Annotated in this window: 9 protein-coding genes; all 9 read right to left on the minus strand. The window is 28.1% G+C overall.

Annotation, left to right across the window (positions count from 1 at the left end; genetic code table 11):
• Window positions 1–641: 641 nt before the first annotated feature.
• The 9 genes from COL3_RS18155 to COL3_RS18190 all read right to left on the minus strand — a co-directional run bounded on the left by COL3_RS18155 (window position 642) and on the right by COL3_RS18190 (window position 13,792).
• Window positions 642–2,447: a dynamin family protein gene (locus tag COL3_RS18155; RefSeq protein ID WP_035283373.1), complete on the minus strand. Its 1,806-nt coding sequence runs from the start codon at window positions 2,445–2,447 to the stop codon at window positions 642–644.
• A gap of 2 nt (window positions 2,448–2,449) precedes the next feature.
• Window positions 2,450–4,219 carry a dynamin family protein gene (locus tag COL3_RS18160; protein WP_008423507.1) on the minus strand — a complete coding sequence of 590 codons (1,770 nt, stop codon included), beginning with the start codon at window positions 4,217–4,219 and terminating at the stop codon, window positions 2,450–2,452.
• Between the two features lie 6 nt (window positions 4,220–4,225).
• Window positions 4,226–4,948, minus strand: a complete 723-nt coding sequence (locus tag COL3_RS18165; protein WP_008423506.1) for a hypothetical protein — start codon at window positions 4,946–4,948, stop codon at window positions 4,226–4,228.
• 58 nt (window positions 4,949–5,006) lie between these two features.
• The gene (locus tag COL3_RS18170) at window positions 5,007–7,502 is read right to left on the minus strand and encodes a dynamin family protein (protein ID WP_008423504.1); all 2,496 of its coding nucleotides are present in this window, start codon (window positions 7,500–7,502) and stop codon (window positions 5,007–5,009) included.
• Between the two features lie 225 nt (window positions 7,503–7,727).
• Window positions 7,728–8,462 (minus strand): aminotransferase class IV, encoded by a 735-nt coding sequence (locus tag COL3_RS18175; RefSeq protein WP_008423503.1) that lies wholly within the window; start codon window positions 8,460–8,462, stop codon window positions 7,728–7,730.
• Window positions 8,462–9,829, minus strand: coding sequence for an aminodeoxychorismate synthase component I (gene pabB / locus COL3_RS18180; protein ID WP_008423502.1), 1,368 nt, complete (start codon window positions 9,827–9,829; stop codon window positions 8,462–8,464). Before pabB ends, COL3_RS18175 begins: the two co-directional genes overlap by 1 nt.
• Window positions 9,830–9,889: 60 nt before the next feature.
• A complete protein-coding gene (locus tag COL3_RS29375; protein WP_008423501.1) occupies window positions 9,890–10,474 on the minus strand; it encodes an aminodeoxychorismate/anthranilate synthase component II in 585 nt (194 codons plus the stop codon).
• 659 nt (window positions 10,475–11,133) lie between these two features.
• A complete protein-coding gene (locus tag COL3_RS18185) occupies window positions 11,134–12,318 on the minus strand; it encodes a cyclopropane-fatty-acyl-phospholipid synthase family protein (RefSeq protein ID WP_008423500.1) in 1,185 nt (394 codons plus the stop codon).
• Between the two features lie 112 nt (window positions 12,319–12,430).
• Window positions 12,431–13,792, minus strand: coding sequence for an MATE family efflux transporter (locus COL3_RS18190; protein ID WP_008423498.1), 1,362 nt, complete (start codon window positions 13,790–13,792; stop codon window positions 12,431–12,433).
• Between the last annotated feature and the right edge of the window lie 85 nt (window positions 13,793–13,877).

Here is a 13,877-nt window from a genome sequence, read left to right on the forward strand (position 1 = left end):
AAGCCTCTTGTTACAGGGCTTTACAAGTATCTGTCGTTTCTGACAGCTTACTCAGTATATCATCGCCTCAGTGTCTTGTCAACAACTTTTTTCACAACTTTTTGAATTTAATTTTCATAAATTCTTACTGCTTTAATAAGTTGTTTATTTATCACCTCTCAGCGAGGAATTCAATCATATCATCACCGCTTGACATTGTCAACAACTTTATAAAAAACTCTTTTAATATCCTTTTGAGATACTTTATAAGATTTAAGTTGTTATTTTGCATGTCGTTTGCGACGTGTTTTATCTTAACATCTGTTATATACTCTTATTTATTATGTTTTCACTATTATCTAAAATTATTCTTAGATTCTATAATAATTCTTTATTATTCGAACTATTGCGCATGATGATACGCTAGATAGAGTTGCTGTCTTTAATCATCTAAAACACCTAATATAGTTCATCCCCTGAATTAAAGGTTTTCTATAAAATCAAATACTTTGTTTTATTTATTTGATCACGCTTATATAATAAAACATTTTTATTCCTCAAATCTTTCCATTAATCTCACGCTAAATTAGGCTCCAGTTGTTGTATCCAAATTATAAATGCCTAAATGTTTTTCTTATCAAACATTTAGGCATTCACCAATTTTATTTAGTTAAATTTATAAGTATGCATTTATATAGCAAAAATTCTATTTCTTTCTTTAGTCTAACAAGCTGTTCTGAACTCATGTTTTCGAGTTCTTTTTGGCTGCTTGTAAATTCTTCACTTATTTCATGAAATAGTGCTAATATTTCTTCTTTGTTGCTTTCTTTTAATTCATCTATATGTTTTCTTATTGAATTCTCAACATTATTAGCCCAGTTATCTATTGCAGTCATTGATATTTCCTCTATTTTGTTCTGCCAAGTCAAAGAATCATAAAGGAAAAATATCGAATCTGTAAATACATTTAAGGACTCTGTAATCCCCTTTAAAGATGTTGCTCTTATTGTTTTTAATAAATTCTTTAAATTATTATTTGTTTCTCCAATAGCTGATCTTTCAAAAACATCTACAAGTTTCTTCAAGTTTTTGCTGGAAGCATAGCCCCTTTCAACTTCCCCTACTTTTCCTTTATATGCTTTCCTGAACATTTCGCTGGTAGCTCGTCCAACAGCATCCCCTCTATGTTTTTCAATAATTCCATCTACTACTTCACTATAAGAAGGAGTATTTATCTTAACACTTTCTTTTAACTTAATGATTTCCGTATTCAGCATATTTTCAATGCTTCTATCTAAACTAATTACTTCATCTTCAATATAAGTATTTAGATTTTCAGTTTCTTCATTTGTAAGCTTTGGTACAAAGTAATGCTGCATTAATGTAAAAGTTTCTTCCTTCTTAGACCATTTACTTTCATCATAGATATAGTTGCGAATATCTTCTTTTATTTTTAAATCAGATTTAGCTATTAGCTTTATAGACTTTAGTTTTATTTTTGTAAATCCATCTTCTATAACTTCTAATATCCTTTCTTTTTGATTTAAAAATTCTTTTATTATATTAATTTTTTCTTCAGCAGTTTCTTTTTCACATTCTATATCCGCAATTCTTGAATTTATTTTTATATCACATTCGCGCAAGATATAATCTTGATAGCTTTTTAATGTTTCTGAAAGTTCTTCCTTTTTGCTAGGGTCAGTAACTTTTTTATAAATATAATCCCAAAGCATATCAGTACTTGGATTTTTTTCACTATTACTTTCTATCAAAAATAATTCAGCATCCTTATGGAGACATTCATTAACACTTTTTGTAATTTCACTAATCCTTTTATTATCTTTTGTAATATCTTGAGGACACATATTTACTGCTAATATTACTTCTACATTATCATTTATAATTTCTCCAACAAATTTTAAAAACTGAAAATCATCATCTCCAATTCCACTTCTATAAGAGACAACATACACAATGAAATCACTTTCTGGAATAAATTCTTTTAGAACTTCTTCATGTCTATCAATTAAAGAACCATAACCAGGTGTATCAAAAAGTCTCATTCCCTCGTATTTTGAATCCTTACATGGCCCAATATACCTTAATCTATTTAAATTTACACTAGGTTTCAATGTTAAATCAGCAAATTTACCGCTATTTAAAATTTCCATGCTAAAGTCATTATTTATAGCTACTAAGGTTTCTTCATAGTTATTTCCAATAATAACTTCAGTAACAACACCTGTTGTTGGCTTTACACTTTCAGTTAGTATCTTTTTATTAAAGATACTGTTTATTAATGCGCTTTTTCCTGAACTTGTTTCACCTAACATAACTACATAATGAGCTGGATTTATTATTCTATTTTTAATCAGTAAGTTTCTAGCTTTTATATCATCATTTTCAAGTGCATCAACAACTTTATCAATTCTCTTCTGCCTTTCTACACAGCTTTTAAATATGTCCATCATTATTTCTCCTTATATTCTTCTATTAATTTCATTAAAATTTTTGAATCCTCTTCAAATTCCAAAGTATGCTCATTATTATAGGCAGTCTCATATTGCTTTTCTATATTTTCAATATCATCTTTGAAATTCTTCTCTAGATTAATTCTCAATTCTTTCATAGAATCATCTATTTCCTGCTGCTTAGCCATTAAATCTCCAATAATTTCTTCCTTTAAATATTTTTCTAAATCTTCTATCATTGGCTCTAAATCTTTTAAAGTATAGCTTGCTCTATTTTCAATTATTTTCTTTTTCATTAGGTCTCCAATTAGTGAAAATGTCAAGCTTATTCCCATACCTACAAGTATTCCTGCTGGCCCTCCAAGGATTCCAACCGCTCCAATAGTACCTACTAATCCTGTTGATACTCCAAGCACTGTTGGAAGTGATTTTTCATATTTTATTGAACTCTTTTTATTGAAAAATGATATATTTTCATATCTTCCATCAAAGTTTTTTATTTTTATGCCTTCAAGTTCAGTGTTAATATTTTTTATAAATGCACCGATATTTGCTAAAACTTCCTCCATTATATCATTTATAGCTTTATCAGATGTTTCCTTATATATTAAGCTTAACCTGCTTCCATCAACTATTCCTTTATTAATAATTCTTCTAAGTTCAATTTTCAAATTCTCTATATTTTCTTTTATTATCTTGAAAGAATTATCTACAATATTGCCCATTTCCTCTTCAACATATGATCTACAGCTTCTTATTTTTCTTTTATTTTCTGAGAGTATATCTTTAATTTCCTTAATTCTTTCTTCCTTTTCTATTTCATTTTGTTCGCCTTCATTTAATGCTAGAGTTTTATAAGTATCTATTTGAGCACCAACACTTTTTAAAGTTTCATCAATTCTCAACTTTAAGGCCTTTATTAGATCTTCATTATACTCTTTTGAAATATTTTTTATTAATTCTATTACCTTAACTATTCCAGAATTATTATAGGCTGCTTCATCCTTAGTAAATTTTCCTTTAACTGCTTCATAAACATTTACAATGTTTACAGCTATATCTCTCTCATCATTATGAGCATAACTTATACTGCTCAATACACCTTCGTTATGCTCTCTTGCTTCATTGGCATCCTCTAAACTTTCATCATTCCACTTGTTTTGAACAAAAATAGTATTAGAAAGCTTTGGCCACAAAGCATTTATGAAATTTTTTTCAGTTCTTGTAATAGGAGGATTTGTCCTAATCATGAAAATTCCAGCTGCCAGTTTTTCTACATACTCTAAAGTAGTTTTTTGATTTTGCGGAGTTAAACTCCCAACCCCTGGCAAATCCACAAGAACAATATCTTCTTTTAAAACTTCACTTTTATTATGTAACTCTATTTTAGACACTTTAAGATTATTAGCTTCGTTATAATCATTATGTACATACTTTTCTAATTCTTGTATTTTTATAATACTTTTACTACCATCAAAGAAATATACAATAGCCTCATCTGTATTTTCTCCGTACCGAATTTCAACTGGTACGCAAGTTGTTTCATCAACATCAGTAGGCAACGTATTGTCTTCCATTAAAATAGAATTTAAAAAACTACTTTTTCCTGCTCCTTGGATTCCTAGTACAGGCACGATTATTTCCCTTTTATTTAAGTTCTCAACAAAATGATTAAAATACTCTGTATAATTTATTTCTTGATTATTATTAAGATATTTTTCTATTAACCTATTGAATCTTTCATCTTTTATCAAATCAATATATGCCATTGTAAGTTATCTCCTCTTCCCAAAAAGTCTAGCAAAGAATGACTTATTTCCCCATTCTACTTCTTCTTGAATATATTCTATCTTCTCATTAAGTCCATTTTCTAATTTGTTTATTAAATCTATTATAATATCCTTATCTTGAATTTTGTCATCAATAATCTTAATTTTTCCTAAAATTAAACTCTTACTGCTATCAATATTATTTCCAATAGATCTTTCTAATGATTGAACTTTTCCGTCTATAGAGTTTTCTAAAGCTTCAACTTTTCCTTCTAAGGATTTTTCAACTGATTCCACCTTTTCTTCAATTTTATCTACATGAATTTCATCTATTTTACTAAGAATTGTTTCTCTATTATTTGCAGCATCCTTTACTACTTTAAGCCCTAATATAGCTAAACGTTCTTCTATAGATTCAAATAATACCTTATTTTGCTCTACTAAACTCTTTTTAATTGCTTCATCAATAGTTGTCTCTATAGATTTTGTTATTTTTTGAATACTGTTATTTAACTCCTCAAGCTTTTCCTCAAATTGTTCTTCTTGAAATTCCTGAAAGTTACCCTTTAAATCGCTAATTTTCTTTTCAACTGGCTTTAATTTTTCCACAAACTCTTCTGACATATTTCTAGATACTTTGGAAATTAAATTTATCATATCATCTTGTATTTCGCTCATTATGTTCTTTGTAACTTCATCACTTTGAATTAAAATTGACTTTTCTTCCATACTGTACTCCTTTTCTCCTTGTCTATCTAATATCTTTATAGCTTATAAATATGCCTCTTTATCGCGCATCTTTTGCTATATTTAAGAAGTAACTTAAAATCGCTTCTAAAGTCTCCTTTTCCTCTTTTCCTCTGGATAGTGGATTCTCAAACAGCTTTTCTTTTACTGTTTTGTAATCACTAATTAAAAATTGTTCTTTTTCTTGTCCTTCTATTAGTGCCATATTATATATTGGATTTTTAGAATTAATTAACATATATTTAGGTTTAATGTTCTCATACCTATTAAGTATGCTCTTTTCTAAGCTTTTAACCTCTAATAAAAGTTCCTGTACATTATTTGCATTTATAAATTCTCTGCTCGAATCTATTACCAGATTGACCACGAAATTACTATTATCTTTAAAGAAATAATTTAAATATCTGCTTTCTAATATTTGCTTCTTAGAATTACCTATTTGAATTCCATTAAAAACAATATATACGCTAAGTGGCTCTGCCTTTATTATTTTTAATTTGTTATGAAAATCAAGTTTATTTTCACATAATTCATAAATAATCACTATGTTTTGAAAACTATATATTCCTTCTTTTTTTATTATTTCGTATTGCTCATCATTAAAATTAACCCCATAGATCCTCGAAACAAACTCTATGCAAGAATCTATATCCCAAGTCCAAAAAACTTCTATTTTCTCTTTTGACTTGTTTCTCATGTATTTTCCAATAAGCAGATAATTTTCCTCATATATTTTATTGCTTAACGTATAAAGATTGTAGTACAGCTTAGGAATGTTATAAAATACTTTTTTTTCGTAATTATTAATTTCTATAGCTGCTTCATTTTGTTCTTGGCTTTTTAATGATAAAAGCTCATCTTTTATGGCTGCTAAGCTTTTATTTACTTCCTCTATATCATAAAGCTCTATATTTTTGCTTTTCTTTTCCTCATATTCCTGTGCTCTTTTATCTACTTCATTATAGAAAATATCTATGGTCTTTCTGTACTGATTTCCCCATTCTTTTAAAATATCTATGTATCTAATTTTATTTTGATTGCATATGTTTTTAGCCATTTCTATTGTCGCATCTTTATCAACTATTTTTTCATCATATCCTACTTCCTTATAACCCCACTCTCTATCAAAGATATTTGATAAGAATCTTTTCCCCTTATTTAGTACCCCGTCTTTTTTAAATAACATAGTTCTTTCTTCATACTTATGCTTAATTTCTACGTTCTTACTTTCAACACTAGGCAGAATATATGAAAATCTTATATCTAAATTGAGTTTATCATATATTTTCTTCTTCTCTTTTTCATACTTTTTAACTATATTTAATATATCGCTTTCAATATATAAATTTTTGTTATTAATTCTATCAATTACATCAAAGTAATCTTCAACAGCATGTGATGATACTGCTGTAATTTCATTTATGGTTTCCGAAATTACTTCTTCAATTGCACCTATTTTAGCGAATATCTCTTCTTGCGCATTTTCAAAAGCATTTACAAGTTTATCAATATCCTTACTCTGTACTTTAATTAATTCTTCGATAGCATCTAAGTCATTTCCTTTTATAATCTCATTATCAGCTGCAATTATGTTATTTATTTTGTCTATAAGACTTATAGCTCTCTGTCCATCAAGCCTTGGAATAGTATTATCAGCACAGTTTTCTATAGTATTGATGAACCCATTAAAATTAGAACTATCATATACTTTTTCATCCTTATTCAAAATTCCATTTAATGCATTAAGAGCTGATATTTGAATAACATCGTACTTTTCTTCATTTTCAGTAACTTCTCTTAATAATTTTTCTGCTCTCTTTTTATGCTTTTTTAAAATAGTAGCCTTATCTTCTTCAATTATTCCATTCCTGCCTATTTTCTCTTCAATAGAATCTATCATATTTTGTGCTAGAATTATGCGCTTTTCTTTTTCACTTACAATTTTAATTTTTTCTGCATTGGTTCCATCACTGTTAGCTTTAACAGTAGTTACAAAAACACAGATATCTATTGTTGGAAGGAGTATTTCCAAAGTTAATTTTTCATGGTTCTCTAAATTCCAAGCATCTAGTCCCGGACTATCAATAATATGTATATTTTCCTTTAATATAAAATTAGGAGTTTTAACATCAATTTGAGTAACATTCAATCTATTATTTGGGTTTTTGCTTTCATCAGCATATTGACTTATAACATCCTCATTAAAATTATTATCTCTTAAGATTTCTGGCGCCTTATCCTTAAAATATACAGTAGCTTGTCTATTTTCTCCCTTGGAGGCTGTAATTATAATACTAGAACTTGGTCTTATTGCCATAGGTAAAATTTTTTCGCCAAGGAGTGCATTTACTAAAGTAGATTTTCCACTACTGGTTATTCCCATAATCGCAACTCTTATTGCATTACTTTTATATATTTTTTCTCTTCTTTCAAACCATTCTATATCGTTATTGTATCTATTTTTTCTATATTCATTTTTTTCTAAAATGCTTATTATTTCGTCTATTATATTTAATATGTAATTATCTTTTCCCATAAAAATCTCCGTAGCTATATTATGTTACTTATACCTATATATTATCATAATTGAGCCTAGTTATCTAAATAAATACTTACTTAATAACAAAATTTTTTCAAATTAATTTCCATATCCATCAAAACATAGTAACATTACCATATAATATTAAAACCATCAATTAGAATACTAAGGCAAGCAATAAAAAAACTTGGAATGCCCACAAATAAGCTTCCAAGTTTTTATTTATTTACTAACTCTTAATCTCTCATTAAATAAATGACTAATTTTTTTACTTTCGTATATTTTATCGTTTATCCTTCTTACAGACATTGCACCCATTAAACTATTTGTAATAATTACTTCTTCAGAATTTATTAAATCTTCAATAGTAATGCTTTTTTCACTAACACTAAATTCTTTAATAATTTCACTTCGTATTATTCCATCCAGTAATCCATCTTCAAGCTTAGGAGTAAAGATTTCATTATTTATTAAAATAAATATATTTGCACAACTTGTCTCAGTAACATATTCATTTTCATTTAAGAATATAACATCATCATAGCCTAATTTCTTAGCATTCTCTTTTTCTATTAAATTTTCAATATAACATGTAGACTTGATATAACATAATCTTGAAGTACTATTTCGCCTTACTTTTGAAATTTTTAATGACATTCCTTTTTCATAGTCTTCTTTCTTATAACTAATTTCTCTTTCAGTAATTATAATATTTAAAGGAGTAACAGTTATCTTCACTGCCTTATTTTGAATATTTAACTTGCCCAAATATTCTCTTAAAGCGGCTTCTTCAAGAGACATTAGGTTTATTTCTATCATTGCTTTTTTTAATCTTTCAAGGTGCTCATTTAAAAGAACAGGCTTATCTCTCCAAAGTATAGTTTCAAATACGCCTCTTCCAAAAAATAATCCTTCATCTGCAAGTACTCTATCATTTTTATAAATTATATTTCTCATTATAATTCCTCCATCAAGGCTTTTGCTTTATCTATTGTTTCAAACCATTCAGCTTCTTCAATAGACTCCCAAGTTATTCCTCCGCCTACACCTAAATAAGCCTTATTATCTTTTTTAACAATAGTTCTAATTACAATATTAAAATCACTATTACCTCTCAAATCAAAGTACCCTATAGAGCCTGTGTAAATATTTCTTTTTAATTTTTCAAGTTCTTCTATTATTTCCATTGCTCTTATTTTAGGTGCTCCAGTAATAGATCCTCCTGGGAAACATTCTCTAATACACTTTACTGCTGATACATTATCTTTTAACTTCCCCTCTATAGTTGCAACAAGATGAAATACAGTTTCGTATTCTTCCAGCTTAAAAAGTTCAGTAACTTTTACAGAGTGAGCCTTGCAGACTTTACTTAAATCATTTCTTTCCAAATCAACAATCATTAAAAGTTCTGATTTGTCCTTTTCAGAATTTATTAGTTCTTTCTTATTTTTTTCATCCTCTTCTTTATTCTTCCCCCTAGGTCTAGTTCCTTTAATTGGTCTTGTTTGTACTGTACCACCAATAATTGATAAGAACCTTTCAGGGGAAGAACTTATTATTTGAAAGTCCTCGAAATTCATATAAGCCGAAAAAGGAGCCTTATTACTGTTTCGTAATCTTTCGTATATTTTAAAAGAATCTTCATAATTATTGCACCATATTTGCCTCGTCATGTTAGCTATATACACATCTCCGCTTACAATGTATTCTTTAAGCGAGCTTATAGCCTTTTCATATTTATCTTTATTAAAATTAGAATAAAAAATATTCGTAGATCTTTCTAACTTTACTTGTTCTTCTTCATTATAATTTTCCAAAGTCTTTTCAATTTTTAATATGCTTTTTGTTGTTTTATCTATTTGCCCAGCAGCAGTTATGTAAGTTTTCTTATTATGTAAATCAAAAATAATCAAATTATCAAAGAAAATGAAGATACTATCTGGGATGCTGAAATCCTCTGTTGAATTATCAGGCAGCTCTTCAATAATCCTTCCTATATCATAAGAAAAATAACCAATAGCCCCACTTATAAAAGGAATATTATAAGTTTTAATATTATTAATATCAACCTTATATTGTTCCATTAGTTTTTCTAAAGCTTCAAATGGATCAACATTGTCATACACTTCATTATCAATTGATATACTTCTTCCTTTAGAACTAAATTTCTTATATGGATTCAGCCCAATAAATGAGTATTTTGATAATAATTTATCAGCCTTTGAACTATCTAAAAAAATGCTATCTATGTTGTCTTTAAAAAGACTATATGTATAAAATGGATCATAATATGTATCTAATTGTTTTATGCTAAAATCTATCATTTTTAAACCTCCTGATCACACGAAAAAATAACGAGTTAAATATATTAGCATATTAACCTGTTATTTTTTAGAATGTGCCCTACACTCTAAAACAAAATTTTCAAGAATCTTGTGACCTTCTTCTGTAAGCTCTGCTTCTGGATGGAATTGAACACCATATATAGGTAATTTACTATGTCTAATTCCCATAATTACTTCATCTGAAGTTTCTGCTGTAATCTCTAGTTCCTCGGGAAACTTTTCCTTATCAATTACTAAAGAATGATATCTTGTGACTTTAAGGGGATTCTTAACTCCATAAAATATTCCTTTATTATTATGCTCTACCTCACTTATCTTACCATGCATTGGCTTTTCTCCCTTAACAATCTCACTGCCAAAATAATGTCCAATGCATTGGTGCCCTAAACATATTCCTAGAATTGGTACATCGCCCTTGAATTTATCAAGAATATTCAAACACAAACCAGCTTCTTTGGGATTTTTAGGTCCAGGCGAAATAACAATCCCTAAATATTTGCTAATATCTAAATTCTTCATATCAATCTTATCATTTCTAACAACTTCTACCTCTTCACCAATTTCCTCAAAATATCTAACAAGATTATATACAAACGAGTCGTAATTATCTATCATTAATATCATTTAATCATTCCTTCTATAATTTTAAGTCTATAATAAACTACATTTTTCTTTTATAAAATCTAAGTTAACATTATGTAAAACGTATTGATAAATTTTACCTAAAGTCTTAAACTAAATTTATAATACACAAACCTATTGAAACATAAATAAAGTTCCTGTTCAAGTATATACTTTCTAATTGTATTATTTGAACAGGAACTTTATTTTAATTACATACTTTGTCTAAGTCTATAGATAAACAACATGTAAACTAGACTTATGGGGTAACTTAACGAAATAATAAATATTTCTGCTTAAGATACCCACATAGGATTAAGTAAGTATGTAGGTATATTCATATAATAAGTCAAATTATAATGCCGGATGCCTATAGCTAAATAAATTCTTAACTCCACTTATTGTTAGAATCGTATATAACATTACTAGACTTAAGCGTGCATCTAAACATAGAAATTAGGTACATGTGTATGAAATAAGCATTTGAAAATAAGCTGTTGAATGTTCTTAATTGGCGGTTGTTCCATTTTTACTTGTCCAATGAATAATTGGAACAAGTAGAAATGGGTACAACCACTAATTTAGAACATTCCAGCGAGATTTTCATAGCTCTATGGAATACACATGTACCTAATTTCTGTTTGCACACACTTAAGTTTAGTTTACATGTTAGTATACATATAATCTCTTGTCATAGGGATATCATTATTTATTCCTTTTGTTATTAATATTTGATGAAGATCAATTACTCCATTATTAAATGTTGCTGCACAAGCACATAGATAAAGTTCCCACATTCTAGCAAATTCTTTATTGAACATTTGAGTTATTTCATCTCTATTTTTATTAAAATTTTCTCTCCAACATAAAAGTGTTTTCACATAGTGCCTTCTAAGACTTTCAACATCTACTATATAAAATTGATGGTCACCGCAAATGTTTATTATTTCTCTAAGACTTGGTACAACCCCACCTTTAAAAATATACTTCTTAATCCAAGGATCACCTGGATATTCTTTAAGTGCACTTATATGATGTAATAAAAATACTCCTTGTGGTTTTAAAACCTCATCAACATTTTTCATAAACAATTCATAATTTTCTCTTCCTACATGCTCAATCATTCCAACACTAACGACCCTATCAAACGACTTTCCACTCTTAGCCAAATCACGGTAATCCATAAGCTTTACTTCAAGCAAATTTTCGAGTTTTTCTTCTTTTATTCTTTCATTAAACTTTTTAAATTGTTCTTCACTTAAAGTAATTCCAAGACCATGAACTTTATATTTCTTTGCTGCTTCGATTAAAAGAGAACCCCATCCACATCCTATATCTAAAAGGCTCATTCCTTCTTTAATATTAAGTTTTCTTAATATATGATTAATTTTATTTATTTGAGCATCATGCAAACTATCATTATCAGAATTAAAATATCCGCATGAATAAGACATAGTATCATCCAGCCAAAGGCTATAGAAGTTATTTCCTATGTCATAATGAGATTGAACTTCACTTTTTTGATTTTTAGCTGAACTTGATGTAAAAAGTAAATTTTTAAGGGATTTCGCATCTGCTGTAAATTTATCTATCTGACTAATAAATAAATTTAATACCGTAAATAAATCTCCAGTTATTTCGATATCGCCTCTCATATAAGCTTCGCCAAGTGCTAAGGATGTACTCTTAAGCAATTCAGTTTTACTTATTTCATTCCTAACTATTATCTGAAATTGTGGTGCACCTTTTCCTATAATATATTCTTCATTATCTTGAAATCTAACACGAAAGGGTATATCATCAAACTTCTCTAAATATTTAACATAAAAGCTGTTTATAATACTCATATAGTAACGCCTCTCTCTTTCATAATTTACACACTGTTTCATTTATACTATTTTAAAATTATAAATATGCCTTATGATTTCGTGATTTACTCTATTTCGTACAAGAATTATTTCATGAATATACTCTTTCTTTATCTTTAAATAGATTCTCTTTGTATTTTCCTGATAGGTAGTATAATATACCACAAATACTAGTAAATATATAAGTAATTAAAATAGCATACCATATTCCTTCAAGCCCCATGCTGCTTTGAGACATAAAATCAGATAATGGTATTCTTATGATTAATAAAGAAACCGCTGATATTATCATAGTTATTGTTGTTTTTCCTGAACCATTTATAATTCCACTAGTTATAAAACTTATACTAAATACTAGGTAACCTATGGCATTAATTCTTAAATACGATGAACCTATATCTAGTACCTCAAAATCTCTTGCAAACACTAGAAGAATTTCCTTAGGAAAAATTTCAATTAATACTGATATTAATGCTACTGTAGAAAAAATTATAATTGCTCCCCATTTAAATACCTCTTTAATTCTTTCCAGCTTATTTCCACCAATATTTTGACTTGTTATAACTGATGCTGCTGTTCCAACCGCCATACATGGCATTATTGCTAAATAGTCAACCTTACTTGCTGCACCATATGCTGCAATAGCATCAGCACCAAATCTACTTATAAAAGATGTTATAAAGATAAGACTAATTGGCATTAGGCACTGTTGTATTGTTGAAGGCATTCCTATTTTAAATATTTCTTCAATTATCCTTTTATCTAAATTAAATCTTTTAGGCAGCATATCTATCTCAAATTTTTTTCTCTTTAAATAAATTATAGCTATCAAAATAGCAAAAAATCCTGAAATAAGAGATGCCATTGCCGCTCCATTCAGTCCAAATTTCATTATAAAAACTGGGTCTAATATTGCATTTATAAGCGTAGATAATATCAAAAAAATTACTGGTGTTTTAGTATCCCCCACCCCTGAAAGAATAGAATTAATAACATAGTACATGTAATTAATAAATGTAGCAAAAAGTAAAATTTCTAGATAACTAGATGCCATATTGAATATTTCACTTGGAGTTCCCATTAGTATTAGCAATTCATTTTTGAATATAAACGCTAATCCTATAAGCACTATTGCTACAATAGAAAACATAGAAAAAGAGGTTTCTATTATTTTGTTAATCGCTTTAAAATCTTTTGCTCCATAATTTCTAGATATTAATATAGATACCGCCGAAGTTGAACCTGATGCTATAGAGATGAGAATAAATATAATCGGAAAACTTACTGAAGAAGCTGCCATAGCTTCTTTTCCAAGCAAATTTCCTATCCAAATAGTATTTATTATTGTATAACCCATTGTCAAAAATAGTCCTATTACCATTGGCACTGCGAATCCCAATATATGTTTCTTTATATCTCCAATAGTAAAATCATTTCCTGTAGTTTTTCTCAATTTTATATCCTCCTTGTAATTAAGTAATATTTCCAATTACATTTTATAGATTTAATAGGATATTTTAATCACCCACAAGTATGAA

The sequence above is a fragment of the Clostridium sp. LS genome (genome assembly GCF_002760435.1).
Classification (GTDB): Bacteria; Bacillota; Clostridia; order Clostridiales; family Clostridiaceae; genus Clostridium.